Origin of the sequence: Paludibacter sp., from assembly GCF_009712605.1 — a bacterium.
Taxonomy (GTDB): domain Bacteria; phylum Bacteroidota; class Bacteroidia; order Bacteroidales; family Paludibacteraceae; genus Microbacter.
In genome coordinates this window covers 259,216-279,307 of the sequence record NZ_WASO01000009.1, presented here as the reverse complement: position 1 = coordinate 279,307, position 20,092 = coordinate 259,216, and the positions used below count along the sequence as shown (strand labels likewise).

Genomic DNA, 20,092 nt, shown 5'->3' with positions numbered 1-20,092 from the left:
TTAATCAGAAGAAACTGTCTGGTATTATGTACCCCTACATCCCCTTAAGGGGACTTGGAGCCAGTGCAAACAGGAGAGTTTGAGAGATGAGATTGGTCTTGACAAGCAGATGGAAGCCCCTGTAGGGGTTTGGGGTAGAACAGAATATTACATCTATGCTTCAAAAGAACACTGTAGAACATACCATGTATTATAACGCTTTGCCTTCGGTTTTTGCAAAGGCAAAAGAGTTACGGGAAAATATGACTCAGGCGGAAAAGATGCTTTGGGAGAAACTCAGGCGGAATCAACTGGGAGTTCGGTTTAAGCCTCAGCATCCGATTGATATTTTTATTGCCGACTTTTATTGTCATTTTGCAAAACTGGTTATAGAGGTGGACGGGGAAATTCATACATCTCAACAAGATTATGATGACGGCCGTACTGCCGAACTTGAGCGTTTGGGTATTACAGTCATTCGTTTTCGAAATGAAGAAGTGTTTGATGATATTGACAAAGTAATAAGGGAAATTAAGCAGAAACTATGAGAGCTGGATCGTAAATAAACAGGCTTCGCTGATCTTCGATTTCCTTCAGGGGACTTGGAGCCAGTGCAAACAGGAGAGTTTGAGAGATGAGATTGGTCTTGACAAGCAGATTGAAGCCCCTGTAGGGGTTTGGGGTAGAACTACAAAGCCATCAGGGCTAAAGCCCGAACAGGTTAAGGTCTCGGAGACTCCGCTCTGGACGGAGTTATGATCTTCAGGTTCTTTGTGATGTATATAACAGATTGGAGTTTTGCGTATGGCTCCGCCTGTGTCGAAGAGGGTGAAAACCGGCTTCTTGTTGCAAATGAGACTTATTTCTGACTATTGAAAAAAGCCTGTAAGCCGGCGTTGGCATCTTCCAGCTTATCTTCCCAATGCTTAACGGAGTTTTCGCCGATTTTGTCGGTGATGTATTTTACCGAAACGAACGGGATGTTTCGCCGTTTGCACAATGCAGCTACAGCAAAATTCTCCATGTCGAAAGCATCGGCTTCATCAATGATCTGAGTTACGAACGAGTCTCCCGTATTGCAGATATTGCTCTTATTCCAATGATTGATAACCGGAATGGAGCTTAGCTCTTCTTTGAAATCAATGTGGTACGTTGCGCCAAAATCCTTGCACTTCTTCATGTCTCTATCTACAAACGTATCGCAAATTACGATAGAATCAACCTCGCGGTCGACAGACCCGGCTGTGCCAATATTGAGAATCAAGTCCGGTTTTTTATTTGCGATTGCATCCATTACGGACAGCAGGGCGTTTACTTTGCCAATGCCGGTTTCGCAGTAGGTGATCGTGCAATCGGGGAAAGAAACAGTAACGCGTTCCTGTGGTATGGCGTAAGTGACTAAGATATGCATGTCTTTTTGATTTCTTGTTGAGTTAATAAAGCGTTCTCTTCGTCGAAACAGACGAAAATAACCTTTTCGATTGACGTCTCTTTTTGAAGGAAGTCCAGTACGGTGCGGACTGCAATATGAGCAGCTTTTTCTTTCGGGAAGTGATAAACTCCGGTGCTGATGTTCGGAAACGCAATGGTTTTACATTTGTTTTGGACGGCAAGTGTCAATGAATTTTGATAGCATTCGGCAAGTTTTTCTGCTTCGTGATAGCTGCCGCCGTGCCAAACCGGTCCGACGGTATGAATGACATGTTTCGCGGGCAGATTTCCTCCTGTTGTGATTACTGCTTCACCGGTGGGGCAGCCTCCTTGCCGGGCAACAATTAGCTTACACTCTTCGAGAATGGCCGCTCCTCCGGCACGATGTATTGCTCCATCCACTCCTCCGCCTCCCATAAGCGACGAATTGGCTGCATTTACAATGGCATCAACGTGAACCTTTGTGATGTCGCCCTGTAGCACTTCTATGCGGCTATTGGAAGATTGCATAGACAACGGTTTTTATTTTGACAATGCTTTTTGGATTGCTTTTTCAACCAAAGGTTCCATCACCATGTAGCCGGCAAGGTTAGGGTGAACGCCATCGTAGGTCAGTTCGGCTTTTAATCCTTTGCGTTCATCCACCATTGCGCTGAAATAATCCACATAAATGATCTTTTTCTTTGCACAATATTCTTTGATCCATGCATTGAGAGCGATGATTTTCTGGGCAGGTTCCAGGCCTTTTCTCCATGGATAGTCGTATACGGGAAGTACAGACGAAAGAACCACTTTAACGCCATTGGCCTGAGCGATTTCAGTCATCGAGGCAATGTTGTCTTCTATCATTTCAAGCGTAGACGGGCCTGTGTTGCCTGCAATGTCATTCGTGCCTGCAAGTATCACCACAACTTTGGGTTGCAGGTGGACTACATCGGCACGAAAACGAACCAGCATTTGCGGGGTGGTCTGCCCGCTGATTCCTCTGTCGAGATAAGGTTTGCCGGCGAAAAATTCGGGATGTTTCTTAATCCATCCTTCAGTGATGGAGTTCCCCATAAAGACAACTCTTGCTTCATTTTTTGCAGGCGATTTCAGCTCTGCATTTTCGTTGGAGTATCGGCTTAAATTAGGCCAATCCTGCGCGTGAGTAAAATGGCAACTAAGCAATAAGGCAACGATAATGCCGGATTTGACAATAAAACTTTTCATGGCGGAAGTATTTGATTACCATTCAACAAATGGGTTGTTCAATGATAAATGGTAAATTTTTTAATTGTCAATTGTTCAGTGGTTTGTTTTTGCCAGTAAACAATAGTCGAGCAGTGTCATTGCTGTCATCGCTTCCACGATAGGTACTGCGCGGGGCAATACACATGCGTCATGGCGACCGCGAGCCTTTAGTGTCGTTTCATTGCCATGAATGTCTACGGTGTCTTGCTCCATCAGGATCGTGGCAACCGGTTTGAATACCACCCGGAAATAGATGTCCTGACCATTGGAAATGCCACCCTGAATACCACCCGAACGGTTGGTGGTCGTTGTTATTTTGCCATCCTGATTGACAAAAACGTCGTTGGATTCCGAACCTTTGTAGGGGATGCCATCAAAGCCACTTCCATAATCAAACCCTTTTACAGCATTGATCGAGAGCATGGCGCCTCCCAGTGCAGCATGAAGTTTGCCGAACACAGGTTCTCCCCAACCTACAGGAACGTTTTTGGCCACACAGGTAATAATGCCACCAATGGTATCTCCGTTTTTGCGTATTTCGCGAATCAACTCTTCCATTTTATCGGAAGTGGCAGGATCAGGACAGCGAACAATGCTCTCTTCCGTTTTTCTCAGATCGTAATCGGTATAGCGGCCCGGAAGTGCAATTGAACCTACCTGCGAGGTGAATGCGTTGATCTGAACTCCGGTTGAACGGAGTGCAAGTTTGGCAATAGCACCGGCAACCACTCGTGCGATGGTTTCGCGGGCAGAGCTGCGGCCTCCTCCTCGGTGATCGCGTACTCCATATTTGGTCTGATACGTAAAATCAGCATGAGAAGGACGGTATGTCTCGCGGAGATTGTCGTAATCGGATGAATGCTGGTTGGTGTTACGAATGATGAATCCGATAGGTACCCCCGTTGTTTTGCCTTCAAAAATACCGGAAAGAAATTCCACTTCGTCGGGTTCTTTACGGGGAGTCACAATGTTTGATTGCCCCGGACGACGCCGGTTCAGTTCGTTCTGAATAAACTCCATGTCGATTTCGATACCGGCAGGGCATCCGTCAATTACTCCGCCTACAGCAGCACCATGTGATTCGCCATAAGAGGTTAATTTGTATATATTTCCGAAAGTGTTGGACATAATGTAGTAATTAGAAGTGAATAATGAGTAACGGGGATTCTGTTATCAGATTGTTGCAAAAGCGCACTTTGTGGAACTTAACCCTAAAAAACAAGGTGAGAAGTGAAACGGCATCCTGCAACAGGATTGTTCACCTCTCACCTCGTGTAAGATTATTCTGTGGAATGCTTATTTGCAGTCGCAATCGCCGCCACAGCCACAGCTTGAACCTTCAGCATCATGGTCGTCGCCGCAGCCACCGCCGCAGCCTGAACAGCCACCGCTGCAACCGCCTCCCATGAATGAAGCCAGTTCTTGTTCTGTAGCATCACGAACTTCCAGTACAGAGCCTTTGAAGTGCAAAGTTTCGCCTGCAAGAGGATGGTTGAAGTCAACTTTGATAGTTTTGTCGCTGATTTCAACAACCTGAGCGTTAATGCGGGTGCCGTCAGAGTCCATCAAAGGAACAACATTACCCACGAAAACCATATTTTCATCCAGTTTGCCGTCTACTTCGAAGATCTCACGGGGCAGATCAACCAGATTTTCGTCATCATATTCTCCGTAAGCGTCTTTGCTGTCAATCTTGAAATCGAATGTATCTGAAACTTTAAGCCCATGTAAATTCTTTTCAAATTCAGCAAGCATCATGCCGATACCAAAGCAAAAGGTAAGCGGATTTTGCGCTGTTGCCTGCTCCATTAATTCGGGTTCCTCGTTTTCACCACCGACATATAAATCGTAGGTAACTGAAACCATTTTGTTGTTTTGAATACTCATATCAATCAATTATTTGTCTGTTTTGCTCAATCTCATAAAAACGGTGCAAAGATAGCGCATAAATGATGAAATTCAATGTCCGACAATAAATTTTACGAAGTGACAGAAGAGTTGTTAATTCATATTGTTTCGGAAATTTTCCGTTTTGTATTTGAGTGTTGATTTGAAACAAGTCGTTGATATGCAGCTTTTGAATCTATGTCTTGAAAAAATGAATCATTTAATATAAAATTATTGATAAATGAAACTTTTAAGGAGGAGTTGATTGAAAAATTCAAGATATTTTCTTTAACTTGCGAACAGTACAAATTAACTGATAAATCTAATATAAATTACACCAATGGACTCATTATCACAGAATTCTAGTGCAGTGAAGTTTTATAGCGGAGAAAATATTCCTCTTGAACTGCACAAAGTGCGCATCGTACAAAAACTTCATTTAGTACCTATCGAAAGACGTTTGGAAGCTTTATACGAAGGTGGCTTTAATACATTCCAACTAAATACAACCGATGTATTCCTTGATATGTTGACGGATAGCGGTACAAATGCTATGAGTGACAATCAGTTATCTGCAATGATGGTCGCTGATGATGCTTATGCCGGTTCGCAGAGTTTTATCCGTCTGCAAAAAGCTGTTGACGATGTTTTAGGGAAAAAATACCTGCTTCCTGTTCACCAGGGTCGTGCTGCCGAGCACATTCTGGGTGTGGCGTATGTGAAGAAGGGTAGCATGGTTCCGATGAACTATCACTTCACAACAGCACTGGCTCACATTACCGAATGTGGCGGTCAGATTGCCGAATTGCTTTATCCTGAAGCTTATAAAATTGACTCGGATCACCCTTTTAAGGGCAATATGAATATCGAGGCGCTCGAAGAGTGCATCCAAAAATACGGGAAAGAAAATATTCCTTATATCCGTATGGAAGCCTCGACCAACCTGATTGGCGGACAGCCATTCTCGGTGCAGAATATGCGTGATGTACGTGCAATTGCCGATAAATATGGTATTCGCTTGGTGCTCGATGCTAGTTTGCTGGGCGAAAATGCTTACCTGGTAACGCAACGTGAAGACGAATTCAAAGGTAAATCGATGGCAGAAGTCATTCTTACCTTTACCGGTATGGCTGATATTATTTATTTCTCAGCTCGGAAATTAAGCTCGTCCCGAGGTGGAGGTATTTGTACCAACGACATCAAAGTATACAAGGAGCTTGAGGCTTTGGTTCCTCTGTTTGAAGGCTTCCTGACTTATGGCGGCATTTCAATTCGCGAAGTGGAAGCGATGGCCGTAGGTTTGTACGAAACACTGGATGAAACGATGATTTCGCAAAGTCCTTCGTTTATTAAATATCTGGTGGAAGAGGCTAAAAAACTGGGCATCCCGATGATAACACCTCCGGGTGTGTTGGGAGCTCACGTGGATGCAATGTCATTCTGTAGCCATATTCCTCAAACAGAATATCCTGCCGGAGCTTTAGCCGCTGCGTTCTTCCTTATTTCAGGAGTTCGTGGTATGGAACGTGGTTCTGTTTCCAATCAGCGTGATGAAAACGGCAACGAGACATATGCCGATATGGAATTGCTTCGTTTGGCTGTGCCGCGCCGCGTGTTCACCCTTTCGCAGGTGAAATATGTTATCGACCGTTTGAAGTGGTTGTATGACAACAGAGAAATGATCGGTGGATTGAAATTCTATTACGAACCTCCGGTGCTGCGCTTCTTTATGGGTAAACTGGAACCGACATCCGACTGGCCGCAAAAACTGGTGGCTAAATTCCGTGCCGATTTCGGTGATAGCCTGTAATTCAATTTGTAATTATCTAATATCTTTGAAATATCTCGCTCCCGCAGGGTTAATTGCTCTGCGGGATTTTTTTTGTTGCTGTCGTTAAATTTTGCTACAATTGCATCCCTAAATTTTATCCTTATGCGTTTCTATGTTTGTTTGATAGTGATTGTACTGCTTGGTATGTTTGGTAATGCTTTTGCACAACATTACCGGATGCATCCAACTATTCCAACGGATAGTTCTTATAATGCTCAGAATGAGTTAATCAAAAACCGCAAAAAATATCCTGAGATATCTTTGGTCGGGTTGGGTGATCAGAGTAAGCTGACCATCAACAATGATTTGGTGTATGCAATGTATGGACAACGGAAAATGCATTTGGACCTGGTACGACCCAAAGGCGTGAAAAAGGTTCCTGTAGTGGTGATTATTCATGCCGGCGGCTGGCGTTCGGGTGAAAAGAATATGGATCGTCATATCGCGTACGAACTTTCCAGAAATGGATTTGCAACGGTATGTGTGGAATATCGCTTGTCGATGGAGGCTAAATATCCGGCCGGTGTTCAGGATGTCAAAACAGCGATTCGATGGGTGCGTGCCAATGCTGGTAAATATCATTTGAATAGTAATAAAGTCGCCATCTTCGGAACTTCTGCCGGAGGTCAGCTGGCAGCTTTGATCGGAAGTGAGAATGGCACTGTATCGTTGTACAAAACAGGCGGCTATAAACAGTATTCGGATAAAGTGCAGGCGGCTGTTGATATGGACGGCGTACTTGCCTTTTTGCATCCTGAATCCTCCGAAGGACAGGATCAACCGGGAAAGTTATCGGCAGCGACTTTGTGGTTTGGCGTTTCTCCGAAAGAGAATCCGGCTCTCTTTAATGAGGCATCTGCTCTTATACATGTAGGAAAGCAAACTGCTCCATTTTTGTTTGTGAATAGTGCTTTGCCCCGATTTCATGCCGGTCGCGACGATATGATTAAAAAGCTGAACACACTCGGTATTTACAACGAAGTGCATACAATTGAAAATACGCCCCATACATTTTGGTTGTTTCACCCCTGGTTTGAAGAGGCAATGCCGTATGTGATTAATTTTCTGAATAAGACATTGAAGTGAGAAAATTTCTTTGTTGTAAGTCGTTGAATTGTAATTTTGTATGCAGATGAAAAGATTTACTGCTTTCCAAATTGTCTTTTTAATCATTTTCATAACCGGAAGTTGCTTTGCTCAGCAAACGAATTTTGCAACTCTGGTGAAAGAAGGCGATATTGTGTTTCAGCATCTGAATGGTGGTGAACTCGGGCGCGCCATTGATAAAGTGACGCAAGGATATAGAGGTCGGGATTATAATCATTGCGGATTGGTCGTCAGGGTGGGGGATTCGTTGAAAGTGGTTGAGGCGATCGGTAAAAATGTTCATCTTACAGCCATTAAAGAATTTGAGGGCAGATGTGCGGTCAGTAATTTGCTTATAGGGAGATTGAAGCCGAAATACAGCTCGTTGATAACGAAAGCGGAAAAAGCAGCTTTAGCATATCAGGGAGTGTCTTATGATGACTATTTTGAAATGGATAACGGACGGCTTTATTGCAGCGAGTTAATCTATGAAGCATTCAAAATTGCTAATGATGGAAAGCCTTTTTTTGTACTGAAACCGATGACTTTTAAGGATCCGGATACAGGAAAGCTTTTCCCATCGTGGGTAGATTATTATAAAAATCTGAATTTCTCCATTCCTCAGGGGAAACCGGGCATCAATCCGGGTTTACTTTCCTGTTCATCCAGACTCATTATCATCCCCGTTTCTGAGTAAAATTTATTTTTTATTCAAAAATAACGCGATTAACCGATCAATTTTGAATAAAAAAACAGGGATAGCCCGATAAATTTATTTACCATGCTGCATCTGGTAAGGAGAAAAAGTGTGGTTTTGCAAACCCGGGTTTGCAATCCGGAATATACTGAAAATGGATGATATGTTGATTATCTTGTGTTTATGATTTATGTTGAAAATACAGCAAAAAAAGTCGTCAATCTATTTTGAAATTAACGAAATTGTTGTACTTTTGCACTGCGAAACGGCGATTTAGCTCAGCCGGTTAGAGCGCATGATTCATAATCATGAGGTCCGGGGTTCAAGTCCCCGAGTCGCTACTAAAGGCGCCTGTTGAATCCCTTCAATAGGCGCCTTTCTGCTTTTTTGTTAACCCTCCTTCTTTTTGTTTTCTCCTATCCGTGTAAATCACGTTGAGATTGTGTATATTTTAGATTTGTGTGAGTTTTAACTTTTAACTATTTCCTTATTATGACTACCATTTGTAACATTCCCCCAGCGAAAGACAAAAAACGTGTTGTTATTATTGGCGGTGGCTTTGGTGGCCTGAAAGTGGCTACAACATTGGACCCAAAGTATTTTCAGATTGTTTTGTTAGACAAGCGGAATTATCATCAGTTTCAACCTTTGTTTTATCAGGTTGCAACTTCGGGTCTTGAACCAAGTACAATATCGTTCCCTTTTCGCAAAGTGCTACAAAAAAGACCGGATTTACATTTCCGCTTGTGCTCGGCTTTGTCTGTCGATACAGAACTGAGCTGTGTTGAAACGACTATTGGTCGTGTACGTTACGATTATTTGGTGGTTGCCACCGGTTGTGATACAAACTTTTTTGGCAATAATGCATTGAAAAAGTCGAGTATGGTGCTTAAGTCAACAACGGAAGCTATCAAGATGAGAAATAAAATTATTTTTTCTCTTGAATGTGCTGCCAGTACCGCCGATTTTGACGAACGCGAAAAATTGCTGAATTTCGTAATTGTAGGAGGTGGTGCAACAGGCGTTGAACTGGCAGGAGCTCTTGCAGAAATGCGTAAGTTCGTATTGCCCAAAGATTACCCCGACTTCAAGGTTCAGCGTATGCGTATCTACCTTGTGGACGGATTGCCCCGTTTGCTGAATGCTTTTTCAGAAAAAGCTTCGAAAGAAGCGTATGATCACCTAACCGACCTTCATGTTGATATTGTGCTGGGTGCAACAGTCGATTCGTATGCAAATGATGAAGTGAAACTGAGCAACGGCGACGTTATCAAATCAAAAAATCTGATTTGGGTTGCAGGTGTTAAAGGTAATAGTATTGAAGGTTTCGAAAAAGAGTTGTATGGTAGAGGTAACCGTATAATAGTCAATGAATATAATCAGGTCAATGGATTTAAGAATGTGTTTGCTATCGGTGACACAGCTCTTGTGAGCACTCCGGATACTCCCAATGGACATCCTCAGGTGGCACAACCGGCGATACAGCAAGGAGTGAACGTTGCAAATAATTTGAATAATTTCGAAGCTAAGGGTTCTCCATTTAAGCCATTTAAATATGTAGATAAAGGGTCGTTGGCCACAATTGGACGTAACTCGGCAGTTGCTGAATTGCCATATGCGCAGTTCCGCGGCTTTTTTGCCTGGGTGTTATGGTTGTTTGTTCACATTATGACCATCGTAGGAGTTAAAAACCGTCTGATGGTGTTTATCAACTGGATGTGGAGTTATATCACTTACGACCAGTCGTTGCGCTTGTTGCTGAAAGATCAGGTGCCTGAAAGTGAAGGTAAAGAAACATGTCAAGAAACAGCATAGAACATACAAAGCTAGCTCCTTTTTTGTTAGCAGATTGTAACGAAGCAGGATGTGACGAGGCCGGGCGTGGATGCCTGGCCGGTCCTGTTTTTGCGGCTGCTGTAATTTTACCTCCCGATTATGATAATGATGTTTTGAATGACTCAAAACAGTTGTCCGAGAAAGTGCGTTATCAACTACGTCCCGAAATTGAACAGAGCGCTGTTGCATGGGCAGTCGGTATTGTTTCTGCAGAGGAAATTGATCAGATCAATATTCTGAATGCTTCGATACTGGCTATGCATAGAGCTGTGGCTGGGCTGAAACTGACGCCCGATCATCTGATTATTGATGGTAACCGTTTCAAAAAATATAAAGACATTCCTCATCAGTGTATTGTGAAAGGTGATGGCAAATATCTTTCCATTGCGGCTGCGTCAGTTCTGGCAAAAACCTACCGGGATGATTATATGAATGCCATTCATCAGGATTTTCCTGCATATAACTGGTTGTCAAATAAAGGTTATCCTACCGTAAAACATCGAGATGCCATTCGTGAATTCGGCGTTACTCCTCATCACCGGAAAAGTTTTCGTCTGCTCGAAAACCAGACTTTCCTTGAATTTTAATCGCGTTATATTGATAATTAAAGCTGTTTTTGCGGGAATATTGAAGATAAATATTCCTTACCTTTGCGTGGCCTAAACAAAATTATAATTGCATATGCTTCGTATTACTTCTCTGTTAGTGTTACTTCTTTCGTGCTGTTTCTCTTCTTTTGCACAAAAAACTTCTGATGACAGCTTCCTTCGTCAAATTGTTTCCGGACATTTTAGACCGAAACAAATTCAGGAACTTCGCTCGATGCGTAATGGTGAATTTTATACTCAGATGTCGGATTCCGGTAAACTGGTGTTGAAATATAGTTTCAAGACAGGGCGGGTAGTCGATACCTTGTTTAATATCAAACGCGTTATCAATTGTCCAATCAAACATATTGAAGGATATGAACTGGACTCTGCAGAAGTAAAGATGTTGGTGTATCTCAATTCAAAGAAAACCTATCGTCGCGCTTTTGCAGCCGATTATTACGTGTACGACATCAAACGTCGTAACATGAAACCGGTTTCGGAAGGTGGTCCCCAGCAAGCTGCAACATTCTCTCCAAACGGACGAATGGTGGTGTTTGCCAGAAATAATAATCTTTACCTTAATAAACTGGATTATGGAACTGAAATTGCCATGACCAAAGATGGTGAAGAAAACAAGATAATCAACGGGATGCCTGATTGGTTGTACGAGGAAGAATTTGATTGTACCAAATTGTTCGTTTGGTCACCTGATAGCAAGCTGGTGGCTTTTGTGCGACTGGATTTGAGCAATGTTCAGAGCTATAGTTACATTCGCTATAAGGGATCTAATCCTGAGTACGCGAATGCGGAAGAATATCCGGAGGTGGTAACATTTAAATATCCCAAAGCCGGAACACCTATCCCGCAGGCCAGTGTGCAGGTTTACGATACTTATTACAAGACGATCAAAAAGATGAATCTTGGCAGTGATTTGGATGCATATTATCCGAAGCTCGTGTGGGGAAACAAAGTGGAAGAACTGGCTATTCCGAAGTTTGACAGAGATCAGACCACCTTGGAGCTCTTTTTTGCCAATCCACGTTCTACGGTTTCGAAATTGATTCTGACCGATAAAAGCAATTCGTATGTTGATTATGAAAATCTGAATTATTTCCGTTTTTTGCCTGACGGTCATTATTTTACATTTGTGAGCGAAAAAGATGGTTATCGTCATGCCTATCTGTATAATACCAACGGCATTTTGGTGCAACAACTTACAAAGGGAAAATTCGATGTGACCAACTTTTATGGTTATGATGAAGTGAAAAAAGCAAGCTATTTTCAGGCAGCGGAAAGCTCATCAACCGGAAGAGATGTTTATGCGGTTGATGACAAGGGAATTATGAAGCGACTTTCCAATGGAAAAGGCTCGCATTCTGCAACATTCAGTAATGATTTCTCGTATTTTATTGACCAGTATTCGTCATGGAATTCGCCAGATGAGTTTGTATTGTACAATCATTTGGGACAGACGGTTAGAACTCTGGAATCCAATTCTGCGCTTAAAAAAGAGTTTGCGGCACTTGGCCTTCCTCAAAAAGAGTCTTTTACCTGCAATGCTGCCGACGGAACACCGTTGTATGGCTGGGTTGTAAAACCGGCTAATGCGGGCAGCGGAGCTAAATTGCCTGTGCTTTTGGTGCAGTATAGCGGACCCGATTCGCAGGAAGCAACCGATAAATGGAAAGTTGACTGGGAATATTATCTTGCGGCTAATGGCTATGCCGTTGTTTGTGTCGATGGACGCGGCACGGCAGCTCGTGGTGAACGTTTCAGAAAATGTACGTATGAACAGCTTGGAAATATCGAGTCGCAGGATCAGATAGCAGTGGCAAAATATGTGGGTACCTTGCCTTTTGCCGATAAATCGAGAATTGGCATCTGGGGTTGGAGTTACGGTGGTTTTATGACCCTGATGTGCATGACGCAAAGTGATGTGTTCAAAGCCGGCGTTTCTGTTGCTCCTGTAACAGACTGGCACTTCTATGATGCGGCATACACAGAGCGTTTTATGAAGACACCGCAGGAAAATGAAGACGGCTACACTAAAAATTCTCCTTTGAATAATGCAGCGAATTTGCAGGGAAATTTGTTGATCGTTTGTGGCTTGGCTGACGATAACGTGCATCCCCAAAATACTTTCGAATTTGTAGAAAAGCTGGTACAGGCTAATAAACAATTTGAAATGCAGACCTATACCAACCGTAATCACAGTATCTACGGGGGCAATACCCGTTTCCATCTTTATAAAAGGATGTCCGACTTTCTGAAGAAAAATTTGTAAGAAATACTCAAATCGATTCGTGGTTCAAATGCCCGAATTGCGATTTTTAAGTAGTTTTGTTGTAAAGGTATAATTAGGCAAATGTGTAGTGATGGTGTTATATTTGTAATGCTGTGACGAAATCAAATCTGGTGTTTTGATTGATATTGTGAATGATATGAGAATCCGGTTAATATAAACATTTGTTGAGCAACCTGTAATGGCTGATAAAAGTGACGATTACATACTATGGGAAGCGTTTCGTAATGGGGATGAAAAATCATTTTCTTCCATCTTCAACAGCTATGTGCAGGAACTGTATAAATATGGCTCCCGTTTTTCTGAAGACTCGGAGCTGGTGAAGGATGCCATTCAGGAGCTTTTCATCAAACTATATAACAATCGTTCAAATCTGGGCTCTACTGATAATATCCGCTTTTATTTATTCAAGGCTCTCAAACGTCGGCTGATAGACGAATTGAGCCAAAGTACAAACACGATCTCTCTTTCGACCTTATCACTTCCTTTCGATTTAGAACATTCTCCCGACGAAGAAGAGGAGGAGTGGGAAACCGTTGTGAAGAAGAAAAAGCTGAAAAGCGCTCTCTCACAATTATCTCCACGTCAAAGAGAAGCTATCTATCTGCGCTACGAGGCTGAAATGTCTCTCGAAGAAATTGCAGAACTTCTGGACATGAACTATCAGTCTGCCAGAAATCTTATTCACCGGGGTATTGACAAGCTTCGGAAAACCCTTCTTTTAGTCTCCTTGATTATTTTCTTTCTCATTTTCTGATTTTTTTCAGAAAAAGTGAGTACAGAATCTCTTAATTGCCGTTATTAATTATATAAAGCGGAAGTTAAGTCGTTCTTCTTTTCGTTTTTTAGAAAAAAATCACAACCTATTTTATTGACAATAACAGAAATCTCAACCTTAAAACGTTTTGAGAATGAAGAATTTTGAGATTTATCAACATTACACAGTGGAAAATTGGCTTGATGATCCGGATTTTATACAATGGATTAAGAATCCGGAAGAGAACAGCAATGAATACTTTGCTCAAATTCTGAAAGGAGAAGATGAGGCAGCGGAAACTTTACAACAGGCAAAAGCTGTTCTTGAAGCAATAACTGGCAGTGGCAAAAGACTTTCGGATATAGAAGTTGCGCACATGTGGCGTGAAATCTCGCAAAGTACAATACATAAACCACGCATCTGGAAAGCATTATATACAAAGACGGTTGCAGTAGCGTCAGTAATCCTGCTTTGTTTGGCAGTTTCAATTGTATGGATTTTCCGAAACAATAACGAATTGCAACATTTTGCCCAGTATCTGTCTGTCGATAGCCTTCAAGAAATTCAATTGGTAATGCCGGACAAAAAGCAGATGACTTTGGCAAACCAGACAGAAGTCAAGTTGAATGCAAAAGGCGATATGGAAGTCGATATGCCTAAAGGTGATCGCATAGTGATGGAGACGGAAGGTAATTCGAAAGACATTTGTCAGCTTATAGTCCCGGGAGGAAAGAGGGCGTACCTGGTTCTAACTGATGGAACACGAATAAGCGTCCACCCGGGAAGTAAAGTGGTGTTTCCCATCCAGTTTGCTCTGAAGCAAAGAAAAGTTTATCTGGAAGGTGAGGCTTTTCTGGAGGTTACTAAAAATCCGAGCCGGCCATTTTTCGTGCAAACCAAACAAATGGAAGTTAGTGTGTTGGGTACCAGTTTTAATGTGATGGCTTATCCGAAACAAAACACGCAATCGGTAGTGCTGGTTACAGGACATGTAAAGGTGAAATCGGAAAATGGAGAAGAGCGTAGAATCGAACCAAACCAATGCTATACTTTTGATAAAAATGCGTTGGTTGACAAAATTGAGACAGTGAGCACTGATGAATATACTGGTTGGAAAGACGGAGTGCTCAATTTTAGTAGTGAACCGCTATCTCAGATTCTGGAAAAGGTTAGTAATTATTATAATGTATCGCTACGGTACAGTATCTCAACAATGAATACAATAAGGCTTTCAGGAAAACTAGACCTGAATAATACAATTGAAGGCGCATTAAAAGTCTTAACCACAGTGGCTCCCATTGAAATTAAGAACCAAAATTCACAATACGTCGTTAATGTTAAACCCTAAAACAAATGAGTATGACAGGATAACTACTAAGACAAAAAAACCGGGAAATATTGGCCTATTCCCCGGTAAATGACTTTGACAAAAAATAGAGTCAACAGAGAATTAAATCTATTATCTTTTTATCAAGATCGTTGCAAAATTATGAAAAAAAACGGAAAATTCGACTCATGTGGGAAGGGATTGTTTGCTCAGTTACGAATATTTAATGTTCTGATTTTCTTCCTGATTGCCGGACTGACTTCGGCGAATGCAAGTGTTGCATATAGTCAGCAAACCCGTTTTTCGATTTCAATGAAAAACACTACCATTAAGGCTGTACTTCACGAGATTGAAAAGCAAAGTGAATTTATTTTTGTGTACAATGATGCTATTATCAATCCAAAACAAAAGATTGATATAGAATCAAAAGGCGAGACCATTGATCAGGTGATGCTGAAAGTTCTTAAGGGGACTAATGCAACTTACAAGATTAATGACCGACAAATTATTCTCTTTTCAAAACAGAAAGATGGAAAAAAGGAGGTGGCCGACCTGGACAAAACAGAAAGTATGACAGTGTCGGGGACTGTAATCGATGAGGGTAAGCAAGTTTTGCCTGGCGTAAGTGTTACTATTGAAGGTGGTGCCAAAGGAACCATTACCGACGCGCAGGGGCATTTCACCATGTTGGTGCCACACAATACCACGCTTGTTTTTTCTTATATCGGTTTTAAGACACAACACATTGTAGCAACAAGGAATCCGTTGATGATTATAATGTCCGATGATTCTAAAGCTATTGATGAAATTGTAGTCATTGGTTATGGATCAGTAAAAAAACGTGACCTAACAGGTTCTGTGTCATCACTGAAAGAGGCTGATTTTAATAAAGGGCTGATTGCGTCTCCAACGGATATGATTCAGGGACGTGTCTCAGGTGTAATGGTGATTAATAACGGGGGTGAACCTGGAGCCGGAGTTACCGTGCGTGTACGTGGAGCCAATTCAATCCGTTCGGGACAGGATCCATTATATGTGGTCGACGGAATTCCCCTCGACATTACCGATGTTCAGCCTGCCGGTGCATCTACAGCAGGAGTGGGTTCTACCTCCAATAAAAATCCTCTGAATTTTATCAATTCGGATGATATAGAATCTATTGATATTTTGAAAGATGCTTCAGCGACTGCTATCTACGGTTCTCGCGGTGCAAACGGTGTGGTCATTGTAACCACAAAAAAAGGGAAAGAAGGCCGTAATACAATTTCTTACTCATCCTATGCCGGCTTTTCACAATTACCGAAAAAATACGATGTGTTGAGCGCATCAGAATACAATGCTGCCCGTGCTAAACTAGGCCTTGCATCTGCCGATAAAGGCTATAATACTGACTGGCAGGATCAGATCTTTCGTACCTCATTTGCGCATAATCACAGCCTTTCGATGAGTGGTGGAAATCAAAATTCATACTATCGTGCATCATTCGGCTACATGAATCAACAAGGGATCATCAATAAAACAGGGATGGAAAAATATTCAGGTCGTTTGAACTTTTCAACGAAAGCTCTGAATAACAAACTGACTCTGGAAGCTGGTCTGACAGCTGCTCGTACAAATGACCAACGTGCACCGTTAGGTGAAAGCGGTGGTGTGGAAGGCGACCTCCTCTTGTCTGCTCTCAAGTTGAATCCTACTTATCCGGTTTATAATTCAGATGGAACTTTCTATCAGGTGAGTGATCAGGTTCGCAACCCGGTTGCAATGATTAAACTGACTAATGATAATACTCAGACTGACAGAGTGTTGTCTAATTTAACTGCAACCCTGAATCTTTACAAGAATTTGAATTATAAAGCAAATTTCTCTGTAGATCAAACCAAAGCAACCAGGAAGGTTACGCAGGATGCACAGTTGTACTATATGTCTGATAAAGGTACTGCAACCATCAGCAACGTTGAAATGGGTAGTAGTATGATCGAAAACTATCTGACATATGATTTCAATATCAACAAAAATCATAAATTCAATTTATTGGCAGGACACTCTTACCAACGTTTCCGTATTTATACATACTCAACAGCTGAAACCGGTTTCGCGAGCAGTGCTGTAGATAACCTTTATGATCTGACTTTAGGCAAATATACTCAGGCAATCAATGCTTCCGATATTACGGTTAACGAACTACAATCTTTCTTCGGCCGTGTAAATTATAACTTGTGGGAAAAATATCTTCTTACAGTGAATTTCCGTGCTGACGGTTCTACAAAGTTTGGAGCCAATAATAAATATGGCTATTTTCCTTCAGCGGCTTTAGCCTGGAGAATGACAGAAGAAGAATTTATTAAGAAATTGAATGTGTTTAGTAATTTGAAAATGAGACTGGGATGGGGTATAACCGGGAACCAGGAAATTACTTCTAAAATTTCACAAGCAACTCTCGGATCTGTCACAGGTGCTGTGCTCAATGGCGGTTCAACCTTGATCCCGGGTTATACGCTGACGCGGACTCCGAATCCTGATCTGAAATGGGAGAAAACCACACAGTACGATTGGGGTGTTGATTTCGGATTTTTTGGCGGTCGCTTGAGTGGTACATTAGATCTTTATTACAAAACGACAACGGATGTTCAGATGAGTGTTTCTACAAAGATGCCGGCTCCTACAGCTACATTCTGGACAAATAAGAACTTGGATATTGTAAATAAAGGGTTGGAGTTGTCTCTGAATGGCGTCATTATCAGTAATAAAAAATGGAACTGGAGTGTTAATGGAAATTTCTCAACCATTAATAACTGCGTGCGGCATATGGATGTCTCCAAGATTGCAACAGGTTATCCTAGTGGCCCCGGTATTACCGGTACTCCTTCGCAATACATTATCAATAATGAACCTCTGGGTTCTTTCTGGGGAAAAACATTCCTCGGCTTCGATTCGAGTGGGAAAAGTATCTTTGCAAAGGATGCAAACGGTAATGATATTGAAGGCGTGATTGGTCATGCATTGCCTGATTTTACTTATAACTTCGGTACGACAATAGGCTGGAACCGCTTTGATCTGAGCCTAAACTTTAATGGCGTTTATGGAAATGATGTTTACAATAACCTTGCTAACATTATGGATCAAATGACATTGTTCTCTAGCGGCTGGAATACAACTCCAAAAGCAATTACTTCAGGTGAAGCAACAAATAATGTGTTGAATTTCTCTAGTCGTTTTATCGAAAATGGTTCTTACCTGCGCTTGTCAAATGCAACTTTAGGGTATAACTTCAAATTGACAAGTCAGAAATATATCAGCAAGTTGAGAGTTTATTTGAACGCAAATAACTTGTTCTGTATTACCAAATACAGTGGTTACGATCCTGAAGTGAATACAACCCGTGTGTCTAACGGTGTGCCAGCACTAGGTATCGGCTGGACGACCTATCCTAAAGCACGGACTATTACTATGGGTGTAAATGTTGAATTTTAATTAAGCGTTAAAAGAGAATATTTTATGAAAAAACTATATATACTTCTTGCTATTCTGGTGGTTGGTATAACCTCATGTACCGACTTAAAGGAGGAGATTCTGGATGAACAAAATGGTACGGCTATAGTTTCCGATTCTACTAATGTGGAGATGCTTGTGACTCCTACTTATGCATTCCTGCGCGATTTACAGAGTCGGGGTGCCGGATGGCTTGCGCAGGAAACTTGTACAGACGAGGTCGCATTCCCAACCCGTGGTGCTAACTGGAACAGTGCAGATTACCGCACATTGTTTACGCATGATTATGCAGCATCCAATAGTTATATCAAAAATACATGGAATAGTTATCTGATTGGATTTGCACGCTGTAATGTGGCGTTGTTTTATATGGCAAAATTGCCTCAGTCGGATGATATTAAACAGTATATTGCAGAGGTTAAGTTTATTCGTGCACTTTCGATGTATTTGATGAACGACTGTTTCGGACAAATGCCTTTTCGCGAATATACAGAATACGATTATGCCGCAGATCCGCATTATTACAACCGGAAGCAGATTGTCGATCGAGTGATTCAGGAATTGAATGAAATTATTCCTGTTCTGAAAACCAAAGGAAGTGTTCCTTACGGACGTGTAACTAAAGCTGCAGCTCAAATGTTGTTGGCAAAAACCTACCTCAACTATCAGGTTTATACCGGTACAGCACCGGCGTTTTCTGATGGTACCGCTAAATGGACTGAAACGATAAGTCTTTGTAACGACATTATAAACTCTGGCAAATACACGTTGGCAGATGATTGGTGGAAACTTTACCTGTCGGATAATGCGGCTTATTCGGATGCCACAGAAACTATTCTGCCGATCATTTACAACTCGTCTGTTGGAATTGGAGGCATTCCATGGATTAATATGACATTAGATTATAATCAGGCCTTTGGAAACTACCTTACATCCAATCTTTGGAATGGATGTTGTACTACTCCTACCTTTTATAACACTTGGGATCCTTCAGACCCACGCTTTAAAGATAATCGTCTGAAAAGTGTCACCGGATTCAACCTTGGTTTTCTTGTCGGTCAGCAATACAATGCCGCAGGCACTGCTCTTGTGACAAAAGATGGTGGTCGTTCCTTGATTTTTACACCTGAATTCAGCGTAGCTAATTCTGCGGAAGAACAGGGCGTGAGAGTTGTGAAATATGCTCCTAATCCCACAACAACTTATCCGGGTTCAAGTGAGAATGATTTTCAGTATTATCGTCTCACGGATGCATACCTGATGCGGGCAGAAGCTAAGTTCCGGAATGGAGATGCGTCGGGTGCTTTGAATGATATTAATGCCATTCGAACAAAACGTGGTGTGGCAGCTTATGTGCTCTCCGATCTGACGCTTGAAAAGATCTACAACGAACGTGGATATGAATTCTATTGGGAAAATTCCAGACGTAACGATATGATTCGCTTTAACAAATATTGCGAAGCTCGTTATGAAAAGCCCAGTGTAACACCTTCTTATAAAATTCTATTCCCGGTTCCTCTTACTGCTTATGATGCAGATAAGAATATTGTTCAGAATCCGGGTTATCCTGCATTTCAATAATAACAGATTAAATTTATTGTAAAAAATCTATCAGGAGGAAAAGAAAAACTCTTTTCCTCCTGGTTA

Annotated in this window: 16 protein-coding genes and 1 tRNA gene; 12 read left to right on the top strand and 5 right to left on the bottom strand. The window is 41.8% G+C overall.

Features of this window, described 5'->3' with window-relative positions; translation table 11 throughout:
- Window positions 1–155: 155 nt before the first annotated feature.
- Window positions 156–527, top strand: coding sequence for a DUF559 domain-containing protein (locus F8N35_RS08320; RefSeq protein ID WP_293051214.1), 372 nt, complete (start codon window positions 156–158; stop codon window positions 525–527).
- A 311-nt stretch (window positions 528–838) separates the two neighbouring features.
- On the opposite strand, the gene F8N35_RS08315 is transcribed toward F8N35_RS08320, so the two are convergent.
- From F8N35_RS08315 to F8N35_RS08295, 5 genes are all read right to left on the bottom strand, one after another.
- Complete coding sequence (locus F8N35_RS08315) at window positions 839–1,390, bottom strand: nucleosidase (RefSeq protein ID WP_293051211.1); 552 nt, start codon at window positions 1,388–1,390, stop codon at window positions 839–841.
- On the bottom strand, window positions 1,378–1,920 hold the full coding sequence (locus F8N35_RS08310; RefSeq protein ID WP_293051209.1) for an O-acetyl-ADP-ribose deacetylase: 543 nt from the start codon (window positions 1,918–1,920) through the stop codon (window positions 1,378–1,380). The genes F8N35_RS08315 and F8N35_RS08310 overlap by 13 nt, the downstream gene beginning before the upstream one ends.
- Window positions 1,921–1,932: 12 nt before the next feature.
- Window positions 1,933–2,622 carry an SGNH/GDSL hydrolase family protein gene (locus tag F8N35_RS08305; protein WP_293051207.1) on the bottom strand — a complete coding sequence of 230 codons (690 nt, stop codon included), beginning with the start codon at window positions 2,620–2,622 and terminating at the stop codon, window positions 1,933–1,935.
- Window positions 2,623–2,697: 75 nt separating this feature from the next.
- Window positions 2,698–3,771, bottom strand: coding sequence for a chorismate synthase (gene aroC, locus F8N35_RS08300; protein WP_293051204.1), 1,074 nt, complete (start codon window positions 3,769–3,771; stop codon window positions 2,698–2,700).
- Window positions 3,772–3,939: 168 nt separating this feature from the next.
- Window positions 3,940–4,530 (bottom strand): FKBP-type peptidyl-prolyl cis-trans isomerase, encoded by a 591-nt coding sequence (locus F8N35_RS08295; RefSeq protein ID WP_068705917.1) that lies wholly within the window; start codon window positions 4,528–4,530, stop codon window positions 3,940–3,942.
- Window positions 4,531–4,870: 340 nt separating this feature from the next.
- On the opposite strand from F8N35_RS08295, the gene F8N35_RS08290 reads away from it, so the two are divergent.
- The 11 genes from F8N35_RS08290 (at window position 4,871) to F8N35_RS08240 (ending at window position 20,026) form a co-directional block, all read left to right on the top strand.
- Window positions 4,871–6,340 (top strand): tryptophanase, encoded by a 1,470-nt coding sequence (locus F8N35_RS08290; protein WP_293051199.1) that lies wholly within the window; start codon window positions 4,871–4,873, stop codon window positions 6,338–6,340.
- Between the two features lie 123 nt (window positions 6,341–6,463).
- Window positions 6,464–7,447 (top strand): alpha/beta hydrolase, encoded by a 984-nt coding sequence (locus F8N35_RS08285; protein WP_293051196.1) that lies wholly within the window; start codon window positions 6,464–6,466, stop codon window positions 7,445–7,447.
- Window positions 7,448–7,493: 46 nt separating this feature from the next.
- Window positions 7,494–8,144 (top strand): YiiX/YebB-like N1pC/P60 family cysteine hydrolase, encoded by a 651-nt coding sequence (locus tag F8N35_RS08280; RefSeq protein ID WP_293051193.1) that lies wholly within the window; start codon window positions 7,494–7,496, stop codon window positions 8,142–8,144.
- Between the two features lie 267 nt (window positions 8,145–8,411).
- Window positions 8,412–8,485 (top strand) — tRNA-Met (locus F8N35_RS08275).
- Between the two features lie 151 nt (window positions 8,486–8,636).
- The gene (locus F8N35_RS08270; protein WP_293051190.1) at window positions 8,637–9,959 is read left to right on the top strand and encodes an NAD(P)/FAD-dependent oxidoreductase; all 1,323 of its coding nucleotides are present in this window, start codon (window positions 8,637–8,639) and stop codon (window positions 9,957–9,959) included.
- Window positions 9,941–10,567 carry a ribonuclease HII gene (locus F8N35_RS08265; protein ID WP_293051187.1) on the top strand — a complete coding sequence of 209 codons (627 nt, stop codon included), beginning with the start codon at window positions 9,941–9,943 and terminating at the stop codon, window positions 10,565–10,567. The genes F8N35_RS08270 and F8N35_RS08265 overlap by 19 nt, the downstream gene beginning before the upstream one ends.
- 94 nt (window positions 10,568–10,661) lie before the next feature.
- Complete coding sequence (locus tag F8N35_RS08260) at window positions 10,662–12,854, top strand: S9 family peptidase (protein WP_293051184.1); 2,193 nt, start codon at window positions 10,662–10,664, stop codon at window positions 12,852–12,854.
- A gap of 199 nt (window positions 12,855–13,053) precedes the next feature.
- The gene (locus F8N35_RS08255; RefSeq protein ID WP_293051181.1) at window positions 13,054–13,629 is read left to right on the top strand and encodes a sigma-70 family RNA polymerase sigma factor; all 576 of its coding nucleotides are present in this window, start codon (window positions 13,054–13,056) and stop codon (window positions 13,627–13,629) included.
- 154 nt (window positions 13,630–13,783) lie between these two features.
- Window positions 13,784–14,977, top strand: a complete 1,194-nt coding sequence (locus tag F8N35_RS08250; protein ID WP_293051178.1) for a FecR domain-containing protein — start codon at window positions 13,784–13,786, stop codon at window positions 14,975–14,977.
- A gap of 141 nt (window positions 14,978–15,118) precedes the next feature.
- Window positions 15,119–18,427, top strand: coding sequence for a TonB-dependent receptor (locus F8N35_RS08245; RefSeq protein ID WP_293051175.1), 3,309 nt, complete (start codon window positions 15,119–15,121; stop codon window positions 18,425–18,427).
- 24 nt (window positions 18,428–18,451) lie between these two features.
- The gene (locus F8N35_RS08240) at window positions 18,452–20,026 is read left to right on the top strand and encodes a RagB/SusD family nutrient uptake outer membrane protein (RefSeq protein ID WP_293051172.1); all 1,575 of its coding nucleotides are present in this window, start codon (window positions 18,452–18,454) and stop codon (window positions 20,024–20,026) included.
- Window positions 20,027–20,092: the final 66 nt, after the last annotated feature.